The organism is Streptomyces sp. NPDC002958 (assembly GCF_055563255.1).
On record NZ_JBVHDS010000001.1, the window covers coordinates 731,136 to 753,583 of the forward strand.

Annotated in this window: 20 protein-coding genes; 11 read left to right on the forward strand and 9 right to left on the reverse strand. The window is 70.1% G+C overall.

The window, feature by feature from the left end; all coding sequences use genetic code 11:
* Positions 1 to 183: 183 nt before the first annotated feature.
* Both ACZ3IC_RS03400 and ACZ3IC_RS03405 read right to left on the reverse strand, forming a co-directional pair.
* Positions 184 to 1,269, reverse strand: a complete 1,086-nt coding sequence (locus ACZ3IC_RS03400; RefSeq protein WP_467412009.1) for an ABC transporter ATP-binding protein — start codon at positions 1,267 to 1,269, stop codon at positions 184 to 186.
* A 26-nt stretch (positions 1,270 to 1,295) separates the two neighbouring features.
* A complete protein-coding gene (locus ACZ3IC_RS03405) occupies positions 1,296 to 1,427 on the reverse strand; it encodes a hypothetical protein (RefSeq protein WP_467412012.1) in 132 nt (43 codons plus the stop codon).
* Between the two features lie 254 nt (positions 1,428 to 1,681).
* On the opposite strand from ACZ3IC_RS03405, the gene ACZ3IC_RS03410 reads away from it, so the two are divergent.
* From ACZ3IC_RS03410 to ACZ3IC_RS03430, 5 genes are all read left to right on the forward strand, one after another.
* A complete protein-coding gene (locus ACZ3IC_RS03410) occupies positions 1,682 to 3,319 on the forward strand; it encodes a peptide ABC transporter substrate-binding protein (RefSeq protein ID WP_467412014.1) in 1,638 nt (545 codons plus the stop codon).
* 118 nt (positions 3,320 to 3,437) lie between these two features.
* Positions 3,438 to 4,361: an ABC transporter permease gene (locus ACZ3IC_RS03415; protein ID WP_467412017.1), complete on the forward strand. Its 924-nt coding sequence runs from the start codon at positions 3,438 to 3,440 to the stop codon at positions 4,359 to 4,361.
* Positions 4,354 to 5,328 (forward strand): ABC transporter permease, encoded by a 975-nt coding sequence (locus tag ACZ3IC_RS03420; RefSeq protein ID WP_467412020.1) that lies wholly within the window; start codon positions 4,354 to 4,356, stop codon positions 5,326 to 5,328. The genes ACZ3IC_RS03415 and ACZ3IC_RS03420 overlap by 8 nt, the downstream gene beginning before the upstream one ends.
* A gap of 13 nt (positions 5,329 to 5,341) precedes the next feature.
* Entirely contained in the window at positions 5,342 to 6,319 is a 978-nt protein-coding gene (locus ACZ3IC_RS03425; RefSeq protein WP_467412022.1) for an ABC transporter ATP-binding protein, read from the forward strand.
* A complete protein-coding gene (locus tag ACZ3IC_RS03430; RefSeq protein ID WP_467412024.1) occupies positions 6,309 to 7,535 on the forward strand; it encodes an ABC transporter ATP-binding protein in 1,227 nt (408 codons plus the stop codon). The genes ACZ3IC_RS03425 and ACZ3IC_RS03430 overlap by 11 nt, the downstream gene beginning before the upstream one ends.
* A gap of 248 nt (positions 7,536 to 7,783) precedes the next feature.
* Here ACZ3IC_RS03430 and ACZ3IC_RS03435 read toward each other — a convergent pair whose 3' ends face one another.
* A complete protein-coding gene (locus ACZ3IC_RS03435; RefSeq protein WP_467412026.1) occupies positions 7,784 to 9,916 on the reverse strand; it encodes a prolyl oligopeptidase family serine peptidase in 2,133 nt (710 codons plus the stop codon).
* Positions 9,917 to 10,083: 167 nt separating this feature from the next.
* Between ACZ3IC_RS03435 and ACZ3IC_RS03440 the strand changes: the two genes are divergently transcribed.
* The 4 genes from ACZ3IC_RS03440 to ACZ3IC_RS03455 all read left to right on the forward strand — a co-directional run bounded on the left by ACZ3IC_RS03440 (position 10,084) and on the right by ACZ3IC_RS03455 (position 13,984).
* Positions 10,084 to 10,278, forward strand: coding sequence for a hypothetical protein (locus ACZ3IC_RS03440; RefSeq protein ID WP_093896879.1), 195 nt, complete (start codon positions 10,084 to 10,086; stop codon positions 10,276 to 10,278).
* An 87-nt stretch (positions 10,279 to 10,365) separates the two neighbouring features.
* The gene (gene mshB, locus ACZ3IC_RS03445; protein WP_467412029.1) at positions 10,366 to 11,265 is read left to right on the forward strand and encodes an N-acetyl-1-D-myo-inositol-2-amino-2-deoxy-alpha-D-glucopyranoside deacetylase; all 900 of its coding nucleotides are present in this window, start codon (positions 10,366 to 10,368) and stop codon (positions 11,263 to 11,265) included.
* Positions 11,262 to 11,708, forward strand: a complete 447-nt coding sequence (locus tag ACZ3IC_RS03450) for a DUF6113 family protein (RefSeq protein WP_467412032.1) — start codon at positions 11,262 to 11,264, stop codon at positions 11,706 to 11,708. Before mshB ends, ACZ3IC_RS03450 begins: the two co-directional genes overlap by 4 nt.
* 176 nt (positions 11,709 to 11,884) lie before the next feature.
* A complete protein-coding gene (locus ACZ3IC_RS03455; protein WP_467412035.1) occupies positions 11,885 to 13,984 on the forward strand; it encodes a peptidoglycan binding domain-containing protein in 2,100 nt (699 codons plus the stop codon).
* A gap of 290 nt (positions 13,985 to 14,274) precedes the next feature.
* Here ACZ3IC_RS03455 and ACZ3IC_RS03460 read toward each other — a convergent pair whose 3' ends face one another.
* From ACZ3IC_RS03460 to ACZ3IC_RS03475, 4 genes are all read right to left on the reverse strand, one after another.
* Entirely contained in the window at positions 14,275 to 14,994 is a 720-nt protein-coding gene (locus ACZ3IC_RS03460) for a class F sortase (protein WP_467412038.1), read from the reverse strand.
* A gap of 158 nt (positions 14,995 to 15,152) precedes the next feature.
* Entirely contained in the window at positions 15,153 to 16,121 is a 969-nt protein-coding gene (locus tag ACZ3IC_RS03465) for a hypothetical protein (RefSeq protein WP_467412040.1), read from the reverse strand.
* Between the two features lie 720 nt (positions 16,122 to 16,841).
* Positions 16,842 to 17,699 carry a transglutaminase family protein gene (locus ACZ3IC_RS03470; RefSeq protein WP_467412043.1) on the reverse strand — a complete coding sequence of 286 codons (858 nt, stop codon included), beginning with the start codon at positions 17,697 to 17,699 and terminating at the stop codon, positions 16,842 to 16,844.
* 18 nt (positions 17,700 to 17,717) lie between these two features.
* Positions 17,718 to 18,719 (reverse strand): GNAT family N-acetyltransferase, encoded by a 1,002-nt coding sequence (locus ACZ3IC_RS03475; protein WP_467412046.1) that lies wholly within the window; start codon positions 18,717 to 18,719, stop codon positions 17,718 to 17,720.
* 117 nt (positions 18,720 to 18,836) lie between these two features.
* Here ACZ3IC_RS03475 and fdxA point away from each other — a divergent pair, with 117 nt between their 5' ends.
* The gene (gene fdxA / locus ACZ3IC_RS03480) at positions 18,837 to 19,157 is read left to right on the forward strand and encodes a ferredoxin (RefSeq protein WP_018956287.1); all 321 of its coding nucleotides are present in this window, start codon (positions 18,837 to 18,839) and stop codon (positions 19,155 to 19,157) included.
* A 142-nt stretch (positions 19,158 to 19,299) separates the two neighbouring features.
* Positions 19,300 to 20,397 (forward strand): succinyldiaminopimelate transaminase, encoded by a 1,098-nt coding sequence (gene dapC, locus ACZ3IC_RS03485; protein ID WP_467412049.1) that lies wholly within the window; start codon positions 19,300 to 19,302, stop codon positions 20,395 to 20,397.
* A gap of 62 nt (positions 20,398 to 20,459) precedes the next feature.
* Here the strand turns inward: dapC and ACZ3IC_RS03490 are convergent, their stop codons facing one another.
* Both ACZ3IC_RS03490 and ACZ3IC_RS03495 read right to left on the reverse strand, forming a co-directional pair.
* Positions 20,460 to 20,846 (reverse strand): ATP-binding protein, encoded by a 387-nt coding sequence (locus ACZ3IC_RS03490; protein ID WP_467412050.1) that lies wholly within the window; start codon positions 20,844 to 20,846, stop codon positions 20,460 to 20,462.
* A gap of 501 nt (positions 20,847 to 21,347) precedes the next feature.
* A complete protein-coding gene (locus ACZ3IC_RS03495) occupies positions 21,348 to 22,304 on the reverse strand; it encodes a hypothetical protein (protein ID WP_467412053.1) in 957 nt (318 codons plus the stop codon).
* Between the last annotated feature and the right edge of the window lie 144 nt (positions 22,305 to 22,448).

The following is a 22,448-nucleotide window of genomic DNA, read 5'->3' on the forward strand; positions in this document are numbered from 1 at the left end:
ATACGGAAAGCGTCCGGAACCGAACGGTTCCGGACGCTTTCCGTATGCCCGGGAACCGGGCCCGCAGGTGGCTCGGGTCAATGGGCCGACGTGCTCGGTTCCTCGGGTCGGGGGAGCCCCGCGGTTCGCGGACCGATCAGGTCCGTTTCGGCGAGGGCGCACCCGGGACCGGGGCCAGGGGTGTCAGGCCTCGGTCTTGGGGGCTTCGGTGGTCTTCTCGAGCTTCGGCCCCTGAGAGGCGCTACGGGCCTGCGGGACGGACGAAGCGGTCTGGGGGTCCTCGGGGTAGTGGCAGGCCGTCAGGTGCCCGTCCCGGCTGCCCTCGGCCCGCACCAGCGGCGGGGCCTCGCTCGCGCACTTGTCCGTCGCCTTCCAACAACGGGTGCGGAAGCGGCAGCCCGACGGCGGGTTGACCGGGGAGGGCACGTCGCCCGTGAGGAGGATGCGCGCACGGGCCGGCACCTCGTCGGCGGTCGCCTCGGGCACGGCCGACAGCAGTGCTCTGGTGTACGGGTGGCGCGGGTTGCCGTACAGGTCGTCCCGGTCGGCGATCTCCACGATCCGGCCGAGGTACATGACGGCGACACGCTGCGAGAAGTGGCGTACGACGGCGAGGTCGTGCGCAATGAACAGGAACGCAATGCCGAGTTCCTTCTGCAGCTTCTGCAGCAGGTTCACCACCTGCGCCTGGATCGACACGTCCAGCGCCGAGACCGGCTCGTCGGCCACGATCAGCTTCGGCTCCAGGGCCAGCGCGCGGGCCACCCCGATGCGCTGGCGCTGACCGCCGGAGAACTCGTGCGGGAAGCGGTTGTAGTGCTCCGGGTTGAGCCCGACGATCTCCAGCAGTTCCCGTACGCGCGCCTCGCGGCCGCCCGCCGGATTGATGTCGTTGATCTCCATCGGCCCGGCGATGATCTTGCCGACGGTCTGCCTCGGGTTCAGCGAGGCGTACGGGTCCTGGAAGATCATCTGGATCTCGGAACGGACCGGGGCCAGCTGCTTGCGCGAGGCGTGGGTGATGTCCTGCCCGCGGTAGGAGATCCGGCCGGCCGTCGGCTCCAGGAGCCGGGTGATCAGCCGGCCCGTCGTCGACTTGCCGCAGCCGGACTCGCCGACCAGGCCCAGGCTCTCGCCCTCGCCGACGGTGAAGTCCAGCCCGTCGACGGCCTGCACCGCGCCGACCGTCCGCCGGATCGGGAAGCCGCCCTTGATCGGGAAGTGCTTGGTGAGTCCGGAGACGTCCAGGAGGGGATCTGTGCTGCTCATGGTGGGGAAGTCCCGTCTCTTGTACGTCAGTTGGACCGGGTGTCGGCGAAGTCGGTGAAGAATTCGGTGCGCTGCTCCGCGGTGAGGTGGCAGGCGGCACCGCGTCCGGCCACCAGCTCCAGCGGCGGCTGATCGGTCGGGTTGCCGTGCAACTCCACATGAAATCTTTAGGTTCTTGACCGGAACTTGACAAGCAGCAGGTGTCCTACGGGTGGACACCGGTTTTGCCGAGCGGGGCAATCGGGGCTACTCGGGCGAGGGTGTCCGATCACGGGTGTGTCCTTTTCGTTATGCGGGGCATTCGAGCGGCTCGGTGACACATGCACACGTACGGCCGTAGGTAAGGTGCTTTGATGCCGTTATGGGGTGATATTTGGCTCTACATGTGACGAAGGCTCAGAGGAGGCACTCCATGCGCGGAGCCACACCGGCCAAGTGGGCCGCATGTGCGGTGGCCGTCGCCCTGGCGGCGACGGCATGCGGCGGAGGGGGCAGCGGCGGTGGCGGCGGTGGTGGTGGTGCCGACGGAATCGTGAGCTCCTCCTGGGGTGACCCGCAGAACCCGCTGGAGCCCGCGAACACCAACGAGGTGCAGGGCGGCAAGGTCCTCGACATGATCTTCCGGGGTCTCAAGAAGTACGACCCGAAGACCGGCGCGGCGACCAATATGCTCGCCGAGAAGATCGAATCCAAGGACAACCAGAATTTCACGATCACTGTGAAGGACGGCTGGACCTTCAGCAATGGCGAGAAGATCACCGCGAAGTCGTTCGTGGACGCCTGGAACTACGGGGCGCTGCTGAAGAACAATCAGAAGAACGCCTACTTCTTCGGATACATCGACGGATACGACAAGGTCCACCCCGAATCCGGCAGCGCCACCGCGAACACGCTCTCCGGTCTCAAGCTCGTCAACGACAAGACCTTCACCGTCAAGCTGACGCAGAAGTTCTCCCTCTGGCCCGACACCCTCGGCTACCCGGCCTTCGCGCCGCTGCCCAAGGCCTTCTTCACCGACCACGCCGCCTGGTTGTCCAAGCCGATCGGCAACGGCCCGTACACCGTCGACAAGTACACCAAGGGCTCATCGATGAACCTGCGCAAGTGGGACCAGTACCCCGGGGACGACAAGGCGCAGAACGGCGGCATCGACCTCAAGGTCTACACCGACAACAACGTCGCCTACACCGACCTCACGGCCGGCAACCTCGACCTCGTCGACGATGTGCCGGCCTCGCAGCTGAAGAACGTCGAGGCGGACCTCGGCGACCGGTACATCAACACCCCGGCCGGCATCATCCAGACCCTCGCCTTCCCCTTCTACGACAAGAAGTGGGACACCCCCGGCGGCATCAAGGTCCGTCAGGGCCTGTCGATGGCGATCAACCGCGATCAGATCACCAGTCAGATCTTCCGGAAGACCCGCACTCCCGCCTCCGACTGGACCTCCCCGGTCCTCGGCGTGGACGGCGGCTTCAAGAAGGGGCTGTGCGGCGCGCCCTGCGAGTACAACGCGGCGAACGCCAAGAAGCTGATCCAGGAAGGCGGCGGCATCCCCGGCGGCCAGCTGAAGATCTCGTACAACGGGGACACCGGCTCCCACAAGGAATGGGTCGACGCCGTCTGCAACAGCATCAACAAGGTGATGGGGAACAACAAGGCGTGCGTCGGCGGCCCTGTCGGCACCTTCGCCGACTTTCGCAGCCAGGTCTCCCAGCAGAAGCTGACCGGAGCCTGGCGGGCCGGCTGGCAGATGGACTACCCGCTGATCCAGAACTTCCTGCAGCCGGTGTACTACACCGACGCCTCGTCCAACGACGGCAAGTGGAGCAGCAAGGAGTTCGACGGCCTCGTCGACAGGGCCAACGCCGAGTCCGACAAGGCCAAGGCCGTCTCGACGTTCCAGGACGCGGAGAGGGTCCTGGTCGCGCAGATGCCCGTGATCCCGCTCTGGTACCAGAACGGCAGCGCCGGTTACTCGGACCGGATCACCCATGTGTCGCTGAACCAGTTCAGCGTCCCGGTGTACGAGCAGATCAAGGTCAAGTGACCCGTTGAGGCCGGGTGGCCGGTGCGTTCCAGGCACCGGCCACCCGGCTTCCGCATCCCGGCGACGCGTCACTCTCCCAGCCCCGCGCCTCTGACCCCCGCGACCCCCGGAGCCCTTCATGGGACGTTATGTGATCCGGCGGCTGCTGCAGATGATCCCGGTCTTCTTCGGCACCACGCTGTTGATCTTCCTCATGGTGAATGTGATGGGCGACCCCATCGCGGGTCTCTGCGGAGACCGCCAGTGCGATCCGGCGACCGCGGCCCGACTCCGCTCGGAATTCGGCCTCGACAAACCCGTCTGGCAGCAATACCTCACCTACATGGGCAATGTCTTCACCGGCGACTTCGGTACCGCGTTCAACGGGCAGAAGGTCACCGAGCTGATGGCCACCGCCTTCCCCATCACGATCCGGCTCACCGTCATCGCGATCGTCTTCGAGATCGTCATCGGCATCAGCCTCGGTGTCGTCACCGGTCTGCGCCGTGGCCGCCCCATCGACACCACCGTGCTCATCCTGACCCTGGTCGTCATCTCCATCCCGACCTTCGTCACCGGTCTGCTGCTGCAACTCCTCCTCGGAGTGGAGTGGGGCGTCATCAAGCCGTCCGTCTCCCCGGAGGCGCCCTTCAACGAACTCCTCGTTCCCGGGCTCGTCCTCGCCTCGGTCTCCCTGGCGTACGTCACCCGGCTCACCCGGACCTCGATCGCCGAGAACGCCCGCGCCGACTACGTCCGTACCGCCGTCGCCAAGGGACTGCCCGGACGCCGCGTCGTCATCCGGCATCTGCTGCGCAACTCGCTGATCCCGGTCGTCACCTTCATCGGTACGGACGTGGGCGCGCTGATGGGCGGGGCGATCGTCACGGAGCGGATCTTCAACATCCATGGCGTCGGCTACCAGCTCTACCAGGGCATTCTGCGCCAGAACTCCCAGACCGTCGTCGGGTTCGTCACCATTCTGGTCCTCGTCTTCCTGGCGGCGAACCTGATCGTCGACCTGCTGTACGCCGTACTCGACCCGAGGATCCGCTATGCCTGAGCAGACACCGGACGAGGCGGTCTCATCGGCCGGAGCAGGAGGTGTGATGGACCTCGCCCTGGAGGAGGGCACGACCCTCGAAAGGACACCGGGCGGCCCCCAAGGCACCGGCCCCGCCGAGAGGCCGCGCAGTCTGTGGTCCGACGCCTGGCGGGACCTGCGCCGCAACCCGGTCTTCATCGTCTCCGCCCTGATCATCCTCTTCCTGGTGATCATCTCGATCTGGCCGTCGCTGATCGCCGACCAGGACCCCCTCGACTGCAACCTGGACAAGGCCCAGGAGGGCTCCCAGCCCGGTCACCCCTTCGGCTTCGACGGACAGGGCTGCGACGTCTACACCCGGACCGTCTACGGGGCCAGGAACTCGGTGACCGTCGGCGTCTGCTCCACCCTGGGCGTCACCCTCCTCGGCAGCCTCCTCGGCGGCCTGGCCGGGTTCTTCGGCGGCTGGTGGGACTCGATCCTCTCGCGCATCACCGACGTCTTCTTCGGCATCCCGGTCGTCCTGGGCGGCCTGGTCTTCCTCTCCGTGGTCACCAGCTCCACCGTCTGGCCGGTGATCGGCTTCATCGTGCTGCTGGGCTGGCCGCAGATCGCCCGCATCGCCCGCGGTTCCGTGATCACCGCCAAGCAGAACGACTACGTGCAGGCGGCACGGGCGCTCGGTGCCTCCAACGCGCGGATGATGCTGCGCCACATCGCCCCGAACGCCGTCGCGCCGGTGATCGTCGTCGCGACCATCGCACTCGGTACGTACATCTCGCTGGAGGCGACCCTCTCGTTCCTCGGCGTGGGCCTGAAACCGCCGGCCGTCTCCTGGGGCATCGACATCTCCGCAGCTTCCCAGTACGTCCGCAACGCCCCGCACATGCTGCTCTGGCCCGCCGGAGCGCTGGCGGTCACCGTCCTCGCGTTCATCATGCTCGGCGACGCGGTGCGCGACGCCCTCGACCCCAAGCTGCGCTGAGGAGCCCGTTGCCATGTTGCTCGAAGTGCGCGATCTGTACGTGGAGTTCCACACCCGCGACGGGGTGGCCAGAGCCGTCAACGGGGTCAACTACTCGGTGGCCGAGGGCGAGACGCTGGCCGTACTCGGCGAGTCCGGCTCCGGCAAGTCGGTCACCGCACAGGCGATCATGGGCATTCTCGACATGCCCCCGGGAAAGATCAGCGGCGGCGAGATCCTCTTCAAGGACCGCGATCTGCTGAAGATGAGGAAGGACGAGCGCCGGAGAATCCGCGGGCAGGAAATGGCCATGATCTTCCAGGACGCGCTCTCCTCGCTCAACCCCGTGCTCAGCGTGGGGGAGCAGCTCGGCGAGATGTTCGTCGTCCACCGCGGCATGTCCCACAAGGATGCCAGGCTGAAGGCCGTCGAACTGATGGACCGGGTCCGCATCCCGGCCGCGAAGGAACGCGTCGGGAACTACCCGCACCAGTTCTCCGGCGGAATGCGCCAGCGCATCATGATCGCCATGGCGATGGCGCTGGAACCCTCGCTGATCATCGCGGACGAACCCACCACCGCCCTCGACGTGACCGTCCAGGCCCAGGTCATGGACCTGCTCGCCGAGCTCCGGCGCGAGCTGCACATGGGCCTGATCCTGATCACCCACGACCTGGGCGTGGTCGCGGACGTCGCCGACAAGATCGCCGTGATGTACGCGGGCCGGATCGTCGAGTCGGCCCCCGTCCACGAGATCTACCGCGCACCCGCCCACCCGTACACCAAGGGCCTTCTCCAGTCGATCCCGCGCCTGGACCAGAAGGGTCAGGAGCTGTACGCGATCAAGGGCCTGCCGCCCAACCTGCTGCACATCCCGCCCGGTTGCGCCTTCAACCCGCGCTGCCCGATGGCTCAAGAGGTCTGCCGAGGCGAGGTGCCGCCTCTGTTCGAGGTGGCCGAACACCGCGAGAGCGCCTGCTACTTCTGGAAGGAGACGCTCGATGCACGCTGACCACTCGGAGCCGATTCTGGAGGTCCGGGACCTGGTCAAGCACTATCCGCTGACCCGGGGCATCCTGTTCAGGAAGCAGATCGGCGCCGTCAAGGCCGTCGACGGGGTCTCCTTCGACCTGGCGGCGGGTGAGACGCTCGGAATCGTGGGGGAGTCGGGCTGCGGGAAATCGACCGTGGCCAGGATGCTGGTGCATCTGGAACAGCCGACGGCCGGCGCGATCACGTACAAGGGCGAGGACATCACCAAGCTGTCCGGGCGCGCCCTGAAGGCTGTGCGCCGCAACATCCAGATGGTGTTCCAGGACCCGTACACCTCCCTCAATCCCCGGATGACCGTCGGCGACATCATCGGAGAGCCGTACGAGATCCACCCCGAGGTGGCCCCGAAGGGCGACCGGCGCCGCAGGACACAGGACCTGCTGGATGTCGTGGGTCTCAACCCGGAGTACATCAACCGCTATCCGCACCAGTTCTCCGGCGGCCAGCGCCAGCGCATCGGCATCGCCCGCGGTCTGGCCCTGAACCCCGAGATCATCGTCGCCGACGAACCCGTCTCCGCCCTCGACGTCTCCGTCCAGGCGCAGGTCGTCAACCTGCTGGACCGGCTCCAGGCGGAATTCGGGCTGAGTTACGTCTTCATCGCGCACGACCTGTCGATCGTCCGCCACATCTCCGACCGGGTCGGCGTGATGTATCTCGGCCGGATCGTCGAGATCGGTACCGACGAGCAGATCTACGACCACCCCACGCACCCGTACACCCAGGCGCTGCTGTCCGCCGTTCCGGTGCCGGATCCGACGGCCCGCGAGCACCGGGAGCGGATCATCCTGCACGGCGATGTCCCGTCGCCCGCCAACCCGCCCTCCGGCTGCCGCTTCCGCACCCGCTGCTGGAAGGCGCAGGAACGGTGCGAACTGGAGGTGCCCCTGCTGGCGGTTCCGGCGGTCTTCCGGCTGACGGACACTCCGGCCGAGCACGATTCGGCCTGCCACTTCGCGGAGGAGAAGCGGGGGGTGGTGCCGGAGGGACGGCTGGAGGCGCCGGGGGAGACGGCGGTGGGGGAAGCCGGGGCGGCGGAGAAGGCCGAAGAGAAAGCTGAGGGGCGGGCCGACGAAAACGCCGACGAGGCGGGCCCGTCCGACGCCGCGGGCCCGTTGGACGCCGTGGGCAACGAAGACGAGCCGCCGCCGTCCGGGAGCAGCCGGGCCGACTGACCGCGGACACGTTGACGCGCGGGCAACTCGGCCGTCTCACATCCGATATACGAGCGCGCCGGCATGGTCGGTGTACGGCCGTGCGGGTGTCGTGAACCGGCCGGAAGCAGCCAAGTCCCCCCGGCCGGTGGCCCGTTCACGCATCACTCGGACGGACCTCTTGTCCGGCGGGCCGCCGCCCCCGCCCCAGCCACCGCCGGGCTGGTGGCGGGCGCGGCCAAAAATGATCGCCGGGCGCTCCGGTCAGGTCATCCCCGCAGCCCCAATGACCGCTTCAGGAAGTCCACCTGGAGCAGCAGCAGATTCTCCGCCACCTGCTCCTGCGGCGTCATGTGCGTCACCCCGCTGAGCGGCAGCACCTCGTGGGGGCGCCCCGCCGAGAGCAGCGCCGACGACAGCCTGAGCGAGTGCGCGACCACCACGTTGTCGTCCGCCAGACCATGGATGATCAACATCGGGCGGACCTGGTCGGCGGCCTCGGAGAGCCCCTCGTCCGTCAGCACCGAGTTGTGCGCGTACACCTCCGGCTGCTTCGCCGGGTCGCCGAGATAGCGCTCGGTGTAGTGGGTGTCGTACAGCCGCTGGTCGGTCACCGGCGCGCCCACCACCGCCGCGTGGAAGACATCCGGCCGTCGCAGCACGGCCAGGGCCGCCAGATATCCGCCGAACGACCAGCCGCGGATCGCCACCTTGCCGAGATCCAACGGGAACCGTCCGGCGAGCGCGTGCAGCGCCTCGATCTGGTCGTCCATGGTAAGAGCGAGATTGTTCTTGACGGCCTTCTCCCAGCCCGGTGAACGACCCGGTGTGCCCCGGCCGTCCGCGACGACCACCGCGAAGCCCTGATCCGCGAACCACTGCGACGTCAGATGCGGATGGTGGGCGGCGAGCACCCGTCGGCCGTGCGGTCCGCCGTACGGATCCATCAGGACCGGAAGCGGGCCGTCCGACTCTTTGTACCCGTCCGGGAGCAGTACGGCGCACGGAATTCGCCGTGCGCCCCCCTCGGTGAGGTGCACCCGCGCCGACAGAACCGGCTCTTCCGCGAAGCTCGCGACGGTCGCGACCCGCTTGCCGTCCCGGAACACCTCGGCACGGGCCCCCGGCCGCTCCAGCGACTGGGAGACCAGCACCGTGACGCCGCCCGCGCGGACGGCCGAATGCACCCCCGCCCCTTCGGAGACCCGTTCGACGCCCAGCTCATTGACCCGGTACACATGGCTCTCGCCGATCTCCGGCTCCGCGGCCTCCTCGCCCGCCGACGCCGACACCAGGACATCCGACTCACCGATGTCCAGGACCGCCTGGAGCTGCAACTGCGCCCCGGTCAGCAGCCGGTCGCCGACCGCGAGCACCCGTGCCCCGCCCTCGTCCGCGATCCGCACGAGCCGCCCGTCCGGCGCCCAGGCGGGCACACCGGGGAAGATGTCCAGCCAAACCGGATCCTCGTCGACATGCACCGTCCGCGTCGTACCGCTCCTGGTGTCCACCGCGAGGAAGAGCTGGCTCTGCTGGTCACGAGCCTGTACGAGGAGCAGCGGAGCCCCGGCCGACGACCAGTGCACCTGCACCAGATACGGATAGCGGGCCCGGTCCCAGACCACTTCGGTACGGGTGCCGTCCAGGCCCACCACGAAGAGCCGCACCTCGGCGTTGGGCGTCCCCGCCGCCGGGTAGGCGACCTCGGCCGGCTTGCGGTCCGGGTGCGCGGGATCCGCGATCCACCACCGCTGTACGGGGCTTTCGTCGACCCGGGAGACCAGCAGCCGGTCCGAATCCGGCGACCACCAGAAGCCCCGCGAGCGCTGCATCTCCTCGGCCGCGATGAACTCCGCGAGGCCGTACGAGACGTCTTCGCTCTCCGGCTCCGCGAGCGCACGGTCCCCGTCGCCCTCGGCGCCCACGACGCGCAGCGCGCCCTTCGACACATACGCGATGTGGCGCCCGTCCGGCGACGGCCTCGGGTCGATCACCGGACCCGGCACCGGCAGCGCCCGCGCCGTACCGGCCCGCAACTCCGCGACGTACACCTTCCCGGAGAGCGCGAACGCGGCCAACTCGGCCGCCGCGTCGACCGCGTAGCCGACGATCCCCGACGAGCCCTCACGGCTGCGCTCACGCCGGGCCCGCTCCTGCGCCGACAGGCGTTCCGCCGAACCGCCCAGCAGGGTCCCGGGATCGGCGACGACGCGCTCCTTCGGTGTGTCACCTTCGGGCAGATCCAGCACCCACAGCCGGCCCGTTCGGTCCGTGCCGGAATCCGACCGCAGGAAGATCACCCGCTCACCGTCGGGTGACACGGTGAACGCGCGAGGAGCGCCGAGGGTGAACCGCATCGTCCTGGCGTGCTGACGGGGAAATGAGATCTTCTGCGAAGTCATGAGCCCGAACCTAGTCCCCGACCGCCCGGTCGTGCGCCCCCTTGTGCTGCTGTGCCCCGATCAATGCGGTCCGGCGGATAGTTATGATCCGTAGCGCTTAGTGGGTATGAACCTGCTGGCTCCATGTGTGCTGCCCGTTCCGACCGTTCTGATGGAGGTGAACCGCCGTGGCACTCTCGATTTCGGCGGTGGTGCTGCTGGCGATCGTCGTCTTCCTGCTGATCCGGAAATCCGGACTGAAGGGCGGACATGCGGTGGTCTGCGCGCTGCTCGGTTTCTATCTCGCCAGCTCGTCCATTGCGCCCAGCATCTCGAACCTGACCACGAATGTGGCCGGGATGATCGGAAGCCTCAAGTTCTGAGACCCGGCTCGTCGCCGGCCGGTGCGCAGGTGGGGCCTGTGCGTGGAAGCGGCCGGGCCCTGGAGCCAGTCTCGTAGGGTGGTCCCCATGACGGACCATCCCGCCCGGCGTCTGCTCCTGGTGCACGCGCACCCCGACGACGAGTCGATCAACAACGGCGCCACTATGGCCAGGTACGCGGCCGAAGGTGCCCAGGTCACCCTGGTGACCTGCACGCTCGGCGAGGAGGGCGAGGTCATCCCGCGCGCGCTCGCCCACCTCGCGGCGGACCGGGACGACACCCTGGGCCCCTACCGCCAGGGCGAACTCGCCGCGGCGATGAAGGAACTCGGGGTCACCGACCACCGACTCCTCGGCGGCCCCGGCCGCTTCCGCGACTCCGGAATGATGGGCGCCGAGCAGAACCACCGTCCCGGCGCCTTCTGGGACGCGGACGTGGACGACGCCGCCGGGTACCTCGTGGAGGTGATCCGCTCGGTGCGCCCGCAGGTCCTCGTCACCTACGACCCCGACGGCGGCTACGGGCATCCCGACCACATCCAGGCGCACCGCGTCGCGATGCGTGCCGCGGAGCTCGCCGCCGATCCCGCGTACCGCACCGGATCGGGCACCCCGCACACCGTCGCCAAGATCTACTGGAATCGCGTGCCGCGCTCGGTCGCCGAGGAGGGCTTCGCGCGCCTGCGGGACACGGCGCCGGACGCCTTCCCGGGGATCGCCGCCATCGACGACGTACCGGGTGTGGTCGACGACACGAGGGTCACCGCGCAGATCGACGGCTCGGCCCATGCGGCGGCCAAGAGCGCGGCGATGCGGGCCCATGCCACCCAGATCGCCGTGGACGGCCCCTTCTTCGCCCTCTCCAACGACCTCGGCCAGCCCGTCTTCACCACCGAGTACTACGAGTTGGTGCACGGCGCCTCCGGAGCCCCTCAAGGGGCGCGCGAGGACGATCTGTTCGCCGGTGTGCCGGGAGCGGAACGATGAGCGGCGGCAAGCAGCGCACACCACGCACCGGCGCACCCTCCGGAGGCGTCCCGGCCACCGGCCTCGCCGCGCCCCTCAACCCCGGGCGGATCGCCGCCTATGTGGGTCTCGCCGTCCTCGGCGCGCTCGTCGGGATCGCGGGAACGCTCGTCCAAGCCGCTTGGTTCCCCGCCGGATTGGTGCTCGCGCTGGTCGCCTGCGCCGGACTGTTCTACGGCGGGCGCTGTCTCTTCGGCACCCAGCTCGGCGCCCTGGCACCCGCGGCGGGTTGGCTGATTTCGGTCGTCGTTCTGCTCGGTGGACGGCCGGAAGGCGACTATGTCTTCGGTAATGAACTGGGCCTCACCCTCTTCATGCTGGGCGGGATGACCCTCGCTGTGATCTGTGCCACCATGTCGCGGTTGCCCCGACCGGGCGCCGACAGCAGCCGACCTGGCAAGTAATGTGCCACGTCCGATCCCGTAATGCCCCTTGCCCGACCGGTGGTCACGCAGCCGTTTCCCCCGGTCGCGGGGGTGTCTGCCGGCGGCGGCCAGTATGGTGGTTCGCGCGCCGAGCCGTCCCCAGGCCTGCGGCATGGGGGAAGTACGGGCGGCGGAGCCAATCGGGAGAACCTGCTTTGAGTCGTGAAACTGACAGTTCGTCCTCCGGGCCTCGGGGGCGCGGAGGAGCCGCGTACCCCTCGGGGACGCCGCCGTACGGATCCCGCCAGTATCCGTCGCTGCACCCTTCGCAGGACGCCCCGGAGGGGGCACCGGAGCCTGCGGACGCGCCTCGGCCCGAAGAGCCGAGAACCGAGACGACGCTGACGACGCGCATCCGGATCAACATTCCGGGTTCGCGTCCCATCCCACCCGTCGTCATGCGTACGCCCATGAGCGACGCCGACACCGCTGAGGCCGAGCGCACGGGCGGCGTCCCGCGCCCCGGCTCGCCCGCGCCGGACGGTGCGTCGGACGTGTCCGACACCGCACCGGGCGCCGAGGCGCGAGCCGGTTCCGCAACCGAGGAGCCGGCTGCCGAGAAGCCGGCCAGGGAGAAGAGCGGGAGCGACTGGTTCGCCCCGCGCAAGGCTCCCACCAACACCTCGGTCGTCGGCGGCGGCGCGGCCGGTGGCACCGACGGACCCCATGGCGCCCTGCCCGCCCCGCCCCGCGCCGACCTGCCGTACTTCTCGGACGGTCCGCAGCACACGGGCGACCAGGACGCACCCCGCCCCGGCCGCAGCGTCCTCGACGAGTTCGACGGCGGACCCGCGGATCCCGCAGCCGGCCCGCGCCCCACGCCGAACCTCGGAGTGCGTACGCCGGGCCCCTCCGGACCCACCACGGGCCCGGTCACCGGCATCTCTTCCCTGACCCCGAACCTCGGCGGAGTGGGCGGCTCCGGCCCGGCGGGCCCGGGCGGCCCCGGCGGTCCGGGCGGCTCCGGTGGTCCCGCGAGCCCGCAGGGCCCCGGCGGCGTGCCCCCGCGGATGTCCGACGACACGGCGGTGCTGACGCCCCAGTTCGCGACGCCGGCCTCCTCCGGGCCCGGCGGCAACGTCTCCGGTGACACGCTCACCAGCGGCATCCCCGTCGTTCCGCCGGAGCACCGCTCGCCGTCCCTGTTCCCGAGCCCCGGCGGACCCGGTGGCGGGCGTCCCGATCTGACGCCCCGTACCCCGGACGACGCGATGGGCACCGGACCGGCAGGACCCGGCGGTCCCGCCGCCCCGTCGCCCGGCCCCGCAGCCGCCCGCCCCGCCCCGGCGCCCGCGCCCGCGAAGAAGAAGGGCCGCTCCATGCCGGTCCTTCTCTGCGCAGGTGTCGTCGGTCTGCTCGGTGTCGCGTACGGCGCCGGGCTGCTGATGAACCACTCCGAAGTCCCCAAGGGCACCACCGTCCTCGGCGTCGACATCGGCGGCGGCACGAAGGAGGATGGCGTCGCGAAGCTGGACGCCGCTCTCGGCAAGCGCGCCGAGGCGCCCCTCCAGCTGTCCGTGGACGGCAAGAAGACCTCGCTCGCACCGGACAAGGCAGGGCTCGGTCTGGACAGCCAGGAGACCGTGCGCTCCGCCGCGGGCAGCGACTACAACCCGGTCTCCGTCATCGGCTCCCTCTTCGGCGCCAAGCGCGTCGTCGACCCGGTGATCCCGGTCGACGAGGAGAAGCTCGGTGTCGCGCTGACGGACCTGGCGGGTGTCTCCGGCTCGGCCAGCGACGGAACGATCAGGTTCGAGCCGGGCAAGGCCGTCGCCGTACCCGGCAAGTCGGGCAAGGCGTTGGACGTCGACAAGTCGATGATCTCGGTGCGCGACGCGTACCGGACCCAGGTGCAGACGGGCGAGCCGGCCACCGTCGAGCTGCCCGTCACCACCCAAGAGCCCACCATCGACCAAGCCGAACTGGACCGGGCGATGAAGGACTTCGCGGAGCCCGCGATGTCGGGCGTGATCACCATCAAGGCAGGGCCCAAGGAGATCCCGTTCGGCCCGGAGAAGTCGCTGCCGCAGATTCTCACGATGGTGCCCGTCAACGGCCGACTGGTCGAGCACTACGACAAGAAGGCCATCGACACCCTCTGTGACGGCGTCTTCGACGGCATCATGATCACCAAGGGTGATGGCAAGAAGCACCAGCTCAGTGCGGATGATGTGGCGCATGCCATGCAGAGCGCGCTGCTCGGCAAGACCCCCGCCGAGCGGACCGTCACGATCGACCTGAACGGCAACGGATAGCGGCCCCACCGCGGCGAACCGCACCGCACACCGCCCCCGTCCGGACCCCGGCCGGGGGCGGCGTCGTGTTCCGCGGCCGTACGCCACGGCAGCGGCGTCACGCGCCGATGGCGGGCAGGGAGGTCGTACGCGGCGGCACGCGCACTTCTTCTCCGTGGCAGCGGCCCGACTTCCGTACGGCTTCAACACGAAGGCCGGTCGGGGCGGCACGGCCTCAGGTTCCGTGTCGCCTCGTACGACCTCCCCGCCCGGCGGACGGTTGTATCGCGACGGCGACCGCCGGTCGGCCGTCAGCCATTCCTGGTGGAGTCGAGGTGGGCGAAGGCCACCACGTTGTTCTCGTAGTCCTTGGCGGTCCTGTTGTACGGGCCTCCGCAGGTGATCAGGCGCAGTTGCGCGGACGGGGTGTCGGAGTAGACGCGCTTGTCCGGGAACTTCGCCTTGCTGAACGTCTCGACCGAGTCGACCTTGAACGTGGCGACCGAGCCGTCCGCACGGGTGATGTCGACCGTGGCGCCGGGCTTGAGGAACTGCAGCTGCAGGAACACGGCCGGACCGGTCATCGTGTCGACATGACCCGCCACGATCGAGGTACCGTGCTCGCCCGGGGTGACACCGTCCTTGAACCAGCCCACCAGGTTGCTGTCGTTCGGGGGCGGCGCGTTCAGGCTGCCGTCGGCGCCGATGGACAGGTCGGTGAACGGTGCGTTGACGCCAATGGTCGGAATTTGCAGCCTCGTCGGGACGGAACGCAGCATCGCCGGGCCGATGGCCTGCTCCGACGGATTGATGGGGCGGGGCGCGGCATGGGAGCCGAGGACCTCGGGCACGGCGGTGGCGACGGCGGCGGGCGGGGCCGGCGGCTTGTTGTCGGCCGAGGTGCCGAAGGAGTTGTAGATGAGGAGCACGCCGAGTCCGGCTGTCACGGCGGGCCACATCAGGGCGCGGCCCAGTGTGGTTCCGGGGGAAGTCCGGGGAGGGGCGGAGCCGGGCGACTGCGGGGCGGCCATGGAAACGTGCCTTTCACTCGTGCGTCGGTGGGGTGGGGGGAGCGGGAGGAATGCGGGGGTGCGCCGACTCGACCGGTGCGGAAATGAAGCCGCCGCGGCCGCCACCCCGAGGGGTGACGACCGCGACAACTGAGCGACCGACCGGCGGTTGAGCCCGGTCAGGCCATCGAGCCACCCGTCGACTGACGGCGGCGCAGCTTGTACGCACCGACGCCGATGCCTCCGAGCAGGAGCGCCGAGCCGGCGGCCAGGCTGCTACCGGTCGTGGCCATCCCGCCGCCGCCGGCGTTGACGCCCCCGCTGGGCTTGCCTTCGTCGCCGCCGTTGCCACCCTCGTTGCCGCCGCGACCGCCTTCGTCGCCGCCACGGCCGCCTTCGTCGCCGCCACGGCCACCCTCGTCGCCGCCGCGACCGCCTTCGTCGCCGCCGTTGCCACCCTCGTCGCCGCCACGACCACCTTCGTCGCCGCCGTTGCCACCCTCGTCGCCGCCACGGCCGCCTTCGTCGCCGCCGTTGCCGCCCTCGTTGCCGCCGCGACCACCTTCGTCGCCGCCACGGCCACCCTCGTCGCCGTCGGCGGTGAAGGCCGTGGCCATGAAGCCGCCGCCGGTGTTGACGCCCCCGCTGGGCTTGCCTTCGTCGCCGCCACGGCCGCCTTCGTCGCCGCCACGGCCGCCTTCGTCGCCGCCGCGACCGCCTTCGTCGCCGCCACGGCCGCCTTCGTCGCCGCCACGGCCGCCTTCGTCGCCGCCGCGACCGCCTTCGTCGCCGCCGCGACCGCCTTCGTCGCCGCCACGGCCGCCTTCGTCGCCGCCGTTGCCACCCTCGTTGCCGCCGCGACCGCCTTCGTCGCCGCCGTTACCACCTTCGTCGCCGCCACGGCCACCTTCGTCGCCGCCGCGACCACCTTCGTCGCCGCCACGACCACCTTCGTCGCCGCCACGGCCACCCTCGTCGCCGCCGCGACCACCTTCGTCGGACATTCCACTCTCGTCGCTGCGCGAGGACGAGGAGCCGTTGTTGTTTCCCGAGCCCTCTGCCGCGGCCATGGCGTAGGCGGCGGGACCGGTGATGGCGAGTACCGCTGTGACAGCGGCCGAAGCGAACAGTGTGCGGGCAGAGCGCATCTGAACACATTCCTTCCGTCGCAACTGCGAAGAGTGACGGGGTGCCGACTCAGTGTGGAGCAGTGGCGACGTGATCCACCGTCAGCCAGAATGCGGGCCCGCGCCACTGGGGAGTGCCGCATTGGAGCTACGTCATGGGCCCTTCGGGTGGCGAACGGCTGATTATCACCCGTTGGGCTGCACGCAGCGCCGCGCGAGGTTTGGGCAGCGGCGGTCCACCCGTTTGCCGCCGCTTCCGTGTGGTGGACCGATCGATGCCCAGTCGGCAGCGATCTCCCGGCGAACGTGAACATGGCGCGGGCAAGGGCGAGTTGAGGCGACTTCCCTAGGTTCTTCGGGTGGGAAGTGTGCGCGGGGTGCCCGATGGGACTCCGCCCGGAGCGGCCCCTCGAATCCGTGTAACGGCGTACGCGATCCGGTGATGCGTCGACGCCCAGCTGGAGAGGGGGGCGGGTGCCGGTCGCGGATCCGTGGCGGACCGCGCCGAGGGGCCGGAGACCGCCGAGCTCAACAGCGCCCGCGCCTGGCCTTCGCCGCGCCCGGACTCGCTGACGGACAAAGGGAGTTACTGTTCCGTAGGTCGAACGGTGGTGACTGGACCGGAGCCGATGTGCCGCTGCTCGACGAGGCCGCCGAACTGCTCGGCCCAAACTTTTGGCCGCCTTGCGATCGCACGCACTGGACGACGCTCCTTCCGGGCAAACATTGCCGGTCACGGATCTAATTCAGCAACGCCCGCGCCGCCCGCGCCCGCCGCCGGATCGCTTCCGCCGCCGCGGGCTCGACCCCGGCGACCACATCCGCGTACTCCTCCATCTCCACCGCCCCGCGCAGAAACTGTCCGCTCTGCACGAGCAGCTCCGCCCGCTCGTACCGCAGCCTGGCCGGATGGGAGGGCAGTAGCAGCGACAGATCCACCGCCCACAGCGCCACATCCGTCCGCTCCGGACGGGCCGCCGCCCATGCCCTGATGTTGTTCAGGATCCGCAGCACGATCTCCAGCGACCGCGCGGGCACCAGCATCGACTCCTCCAGCGGCTCCCCGGTCGCCCCCGCCACCAGCAGCTCCGCGTCCTGCCCGCTCATCGGCCGGCCGCCGTCGAACGGGTCGGCCAGCACTCGCTCGGCCGGATCACCGAACCCGACGACGAAATGGCCGGGCAGCGCCACTCCGTACACCGGAGCGCCCGCCCGCCGCGCGACCTCGATCCACACCACGGACAGCAGGATCGGCAGCCCGCGACGCCGCCGCAGCACCTTGTGCAGCAGCGATGACTCCAGCCGCTGGTAATCCGCCGACGAGCCCGCGAAGCCGCACCGCTCGCCGAGCAGCTCCGCGAGGGCCGAGGCCCAGGCCCGGCCGCCCCGGACCCCGTACGGAAGCCGGCCTGCCAGCTCGTCCAGTTCGATCTGCGCCGCGTCGATCCCGGTCACGTCCAGCGCCGGGTCGGCCACCGCGCCCAGCAGCAGGCAGAGCAGCGCGAGGTCCGGCCGCTCGGCGCGCGCCTCCTCGGCGAACTGCCGGAGCAGCTCGTCCCGGCCAGGGTGCTCGGGGCGATCGGGGTGGTGAGGATTCATCGGGCTCGCCTGCCTCCGTCACGCCGGCCGGAAGTGGTGATACCGGTGATGGACCGCGAACCCCATGCCCTCGTACAGCGACCGCGCACCCTCGTTGTCCGTCTCCACCTGCAGCCACGCCGCCGAGGCGCCCTCGTCCAGGGCCTTGCGGGCGAGCGCGGTCATCACGGAGGTGGCGAGCCCCCGGCGCCGGTGCGTGGGATCGACCTCGACGGCCATGAAGCCGGCCCACCGCCCGTCCACCACGCACCGCCCGATCGCGGCGGGCGCCGCGCCCTCGGCGTCACCGGGCACGGAGGCGAACCACACCGAGGGGCCGCCGCGCAGCACCTTCAGGACGTGCGGCCCCGGGGTGTCGAAGCGCTGATAGCGGGAGAGCCACGCCTCGTCGAGGTCCCGGCTCAGCCGCACCTGCGACACATCCGCGTCCAGATCACCGATCGGCGCCAGCGCGGCGATCCGTACCTCCGCTGTCACCTCGCGCCGCCACCCGCGCTCCTCCAGCTCCGCGCAGAGCAGCTCCTGGGTGCCCTCGGCGCCGGTCGCGGTCTGGATGTATGCGGGCAGGTTCCGCTCCGCGTACCACCGCCGGACGCTCCCGAGCGCCTCGTCGAGCGGCATGCCCGGATCGCCGAGCGGCAGCACGGAATTGGCGCGCCGGGTGAAGCCCTGCGCGGCGCGCAGCTGCCAGTCGCCCAGCGGCTCGCTCTCCACCGGCTGCCAGGCGCGGGCGAAGACGCGCGCGAGCTCGTCGAAGGAGGCCGCGGGGCCGCGCCGCCGGGCCGGGGCCGCGGGCACGACCTTGCCCGCCACCAGAGTCGATTCCGCGATGCGGACGAAGTCGCCGCTCTTCGTTGTGATCGAGAGCACACCACTGTCCCACGATGTGAGCACGCCGACCGTGTCCGTGAACTTCGGTCCTTGCGGGCTGCGCTCGGCCGTACGCCGGACTGATACCCGTTTGCCCACGTCAGCCGGTGTAATTCGGACTTCAAGTTGTCCGCCGATGGTGAATTCCACAGCTCTGTCCGCCCCTCCTGTTCGGTTCGTGCCCGGGAACGGAGATACTAGGGGCGGGCATCGACGACGCCGCGCTCCCGCGCGAGAGCCAACGCCCTACCGAGGAGGAACGACAGCGTGACCTACGTCATCGCGCAGCCTTGTGTCGACGTAAAGGACAAGGCCTGCATCGAAGAGTGCCCCGTCGACTGCATCTACGAGGGCCAGCGGTCCTTGTACATCCACCCGGACGAATGCGTCGACTGCGGAGCCTGTGAGCCGGTGTGCCCGGTCGAGGCGATCTTCTACGAGGACGACACCCCGGAGGAGTGGAAGGACTACTACAAGGCGAATGTCGAGTTCTTCGACGACCTCGGGTCGCCCGGTGGTGCCTCCAAGCTGGGCCTGATCGAACGCGACCACGCGTTCATCGCTGCGCTGCCGCCGCAAAACCAGTAAACAGCGGCCGGCACGTGTGTCGCCCCGGTCCCGTACGGCTCGTCACCGTACGGGGCCGAGGTGTTTCCACACCCGAGCGGCCCGAGTGCCCCGAGCCGGCCGAGTAACCCTCGTAACCCCCCGTACGAGAAAGCAGAGATCCGTGTCCGCAGTCTCCTCCCGCCTCCCGGTCTTCCCCTGGGACAGGCTCGCGCCCTACAAGTCGACGGCCGCCGCCCACCCGGACGGCATCGTGGACCTGTCCGTCGGCACGCCCGTCGACCCGGTGCCCGAGCTGATCCGGCGCGCGCTCGTCGCCGCCGCGGACAGCCCCGGCTATCCGACGGTGTGGGGGACCGCCGAGCTGCGTGACGCGATCACCGGCTGGGTGGAGCGGCGGCTCGGCGCGGTGGGAGTGGCGCACGGGAACGTCCTGCCGGTCGTCGGCTCCAAGGAGCTGGTGGCCTGGCTGCCGACGCAGCTCGGTCTCGGCGCGGGCGACAAGGTGGCCTACCCGCGGCTCGCCTACCCGACGTACGAGGTGGGCGCCCGGCTCTGCGGCGCCGAGCCCGTCGTCTATGACGACCCGACGGACCTGGACCCGGCCGGCCTGAAGCTGCTCTGGCTCAACTCGCCGTCCAACCCGACCGGCCGCGTCCTGTCCAAGGACGAGCTGATCCGGATCGTCGCCTGGGCGCGCGAGCACGACGTACTGGTCTTCAGCGACGAGTGCTACCTGGAGCTTGGCTGGGAGGCCGAACCCGTCTCCGTCCTGCACCCGGACGTCTGCGGGGGCACGTACGAGGGCATCGTGGCCGTCCACTCGCTCTCCAAGCGCTCCAACCTGGCCGGATACCGTGCCGCCTTCATCGCGGGCGACGCGGCCGTGCTCGGCGAGCTGCTGCTGATCCGCAAGCACGGCGGAATGATGACACCGGCCCCGGTCCAGGCGGCGACGGTCGCGGCGCTCGGCGACGACGAGCACGTCGCCGAGCAGCGGACCCGGTACGCGGAGCGGCGTGCGGCCCTGCGCACGGCACTGGAGGCGCACGGCTTCCGGATCGAGCACAGCGAGGCGAGCCTCTACCTGTGGGCGACGCGCGACGAGCCGTGCTGGGAGACCGTGGCGTACCTGGCGGAGCTCGGCATTCTGGTCGCCCCGGGCGACTTCTACGGGCCGGCCGGTGACCGCTTCGTACGCGTGGCGTTCACGGCGACGGACGAGCGGGTGGCCGCCGCGGTGAAGCGGCTGGCCCGATAGTCGGCGGCACACGTGAGGGGCCTCGGGAGTGCGCACTCCCGAGGCCCCTCACGTGTGGCGGGTCAGCCGATCGGCAGACCCTGGGTGGGCAGGTCGCCCTGGCTCGCGGCACCGGCGGCGTTGCCGAGGACCTCGCCCGCGCTGCCCGTGGCACCACCGGTGGCGTTCTGCACGGTGGGGGCGGCCTTGTCGACGGTCTTGCCCGCGGCCGGGAGGGTCGTCCCGACGATCTTGCCGCCGGTCTCGCCCGCCGCCTTGGCGCCCTGCTGGGACGCGCCGTTGACCGTCTTGCCGAGGTTGGCGCCGTCGACGGTGGTCAGACCGCTGAGCTCCGGGGCCTGCGGGAGCTCCGCGGCACCCGCGGCTCCGGCCGCACCGACCACGGGGGCCGCACCCGCGGCGATCAGTAGCGCGGCACGGGCGATCCGGCGGGTCAGGGGGAGGGACATGATGCTCCTTCGACGGAAATGAGGAATCGGTCTGTCCGTTGACCGGACGCAATGACAACCGTCGTAAGGGCGGGGGAGGTTGCGGTGTGGCGAGGTAAAGAGTCGGTAATGCGTCACATAATTCACAACGGAGGAACCCGGGCGGACGTCACATTCCGGGACGATCCGATGAACCGTCATTTCCCTGTGAGGTCAAGGGAAGTGGGGGATGAAGGAGGGTGGGCGGGAGGTGCCGCGCCAGGGGCCGTTCCGGAACGGCCGGATAACTCCTTCGGGTGACCGTTCGTACTGGTGCCCCTCCCGGCAATTGTTGCCGCGCCTTGCCCCGTCTTGCCCCGTCGCGTCGTCCAGCACGCATGCTCGCGGCGTTGGCCGAAAGTCCTGGTAGCTCCTTCCCCGAGCTCTCGACTTCGTTCGAGCAGGGCAGACCCGTCCAAGGACTTCCGGCCGCCTTGCGATCGCACGCACTGGACGACGCTCCTTCCGGGCGAACACCGCCGGTCACGGCACTTGGTGCACGAGCCGCATCCGGACCTCGGTGGTGCCCGATTCCGTACGCTCCGTCTGCCAGCCCGACCCGGCCTTCCATACCCGGCCCGCGTACGCGACCTCATCCAGGCGGAGCGCCTCGGACTGCGCGACGGCCCAGTGCGCGAGCTCCCAGCCGCGCCGCACCGAATCGTTGTTCCCGGAGGCGCGCGACGCCCGCACCGGCACCGAGACCGTGCTCGTCGCCGGCGCACCGGCTGCGGCCCGCCCGTCCCCGGGCGATGGCTTCGGCGCGGGCAGCACGTCCTTGCCGAAGGCGCGCACCAGCTCCGCCCGCACCTTCGCCGCATCGGCCTTCGCGGCCGTCGTCCTCGGCGGCGTGCAGTTCAGCGCGGCGGGCGTGCGGCCGGTCAGCGCGGCCGCCAGCAACGCCGCATCCGGCTCGTGCTTCGCGTACGCCTGCGGGAAACCGCTGCGCTGGACCCGCTGCGCGGCGACCGTCAGCGGCAGACGCGAGTAGCCGGGGACCTCGGCCAGGTGCCGGTAGAACTCCCCGGCGGAGTAGACCGGGTCCATGATCTGCTTCTCGGTGCCCCAGCCCTGTGAGGGACGCTGCTGGAACAGTCCCAGCGAATCCCGGTCCCCGTGCTCGATATTGCGCAGCCCGGACTCCTGCAACGCGGTCGCCAGCGCGATCGTCACGGCCCGCTCCGGCATCCCGCGCGAGGTGCCGACCGCGGAGATCGTCGCGGCGTTCGAGGCCTGCTCAGGGCTCATCCGGTACGTACGGCCCTTGCCGTCCGAACCGTCGGCGGACTCCACGGTGCACCCTTCGGCGAACCTGCTGCCGGATATGTACTGCACGGTCAGATAGCCGCCCAACGCGGCGAGCACGACAAAAGCAGCCGCGATACGGAAGAGGCGGCTGCGGCCGGTGTGTCGGCGGGCGGGGGAGACGGTCCGGGGCACGGGGCCACCGTACTGGAGTGCCCGGCCAGGGCCGAGGGCCCAGTCCCTTAGTGGTCGGCTGCGGAAGTTCTTCGGGGGTTGACTGCAGAGTCGGCGTGGTATCTGGTGTCCCGACTTGCCGGATCGCCACCGCGTCTTTCCGAA

Coding starts and splice junctions, on each gene's coding strand:
- ACZ3IC_RS03415 (WP_467412017.1), top strand. CDS start 3,438: ATGGGACGTTATGTGATCCGGCGGCTGCTGCAGATGATCCCGGTCTTC.
- ACZ3IC_RS03425 (WP_467412022.1), top strand. CDS start 5,342: ATGTTGCTCGAAGTGCGCGATCTGTACGTGGAGTTCCACACCCGCGAC.
- ACZ3IC_RS03450 (WP_467412032.1), top strand. CDS start 11,262: ATGAGCGGCGGCAAGCAGCGCACACCACGCACCGGCGCACCCTCCGGA.
- ACZ3IC_RS03410 (WP_467412014.1), top strand. CDS start 1,682: ATGCGCGGAGCCACACCGGCCAAGTGGGCCGCATGTGCGGTGGCCGTC.
- ACZ3IC_RS03470 (WP_467412043.1), bottom strand. CDS start 17,699: ATGAATCCTCACCACCCCGATCGCCCCGAGCACCCTGGCCGGGACGAG.
- ACZ3IC_RS03430 (WP_467412024.1), top strand. CDS start 6,309: ATGCACGCTGACCACTCGGAGCCGATTCTGGAGGTCCGGGACCTGGTC.
- ACZ3IC_RS03435 (WP_467412026.1), bottom strand. CDS start 9,916: ATGACTTCGCAGAAGATCTCATTTCCCCGTCAGCACGCCAGGACGATG.
- ACZ3IC_RS03460 (WP_467412038.1), bottom strand. CDS start 14,994: ATGGCCGCCCCGCAGTCGCCCGGCTCCGCCCCTCCCCGGACTTCCCCC.
- ACZ3IC_RS03400 (WP_467412009.1), bottom strand. CDS start 1,269: ATGAGCAGCACAGATCCCCTCCTGGACGTCTCCGGACTCACCAAGCAC.
- ACZ3IC_RS03465 (WP_467412040.1), bottom strand. CDS start 16,121: ATGCGCTCTGCCCGCACACTGTTCGCTTCGGCCGCTGTCACAGCGGTA.
- mshB (WP_467412029.1), top strand. CDS start 10,366: ATGACGGACCATCCCGCCCGGCGTCTGCTCCTGGTGCACGCGCACCCC.
- ACZ3IC_RS03420 (WP_467412020.1), top strand. CDS start 4,354: ATGCCTGAGCAGACACCGGACGAGGCGGTCTCATCGGCCGGAGCAGGA.
- ACZ3IC_RS03490 (WP_467412050.1), bottom strand. CDS start 20,846: ATGTCCCTCCCCCTGACCCGCCGGATCGCCCGTGCCGCGCTACTGATC.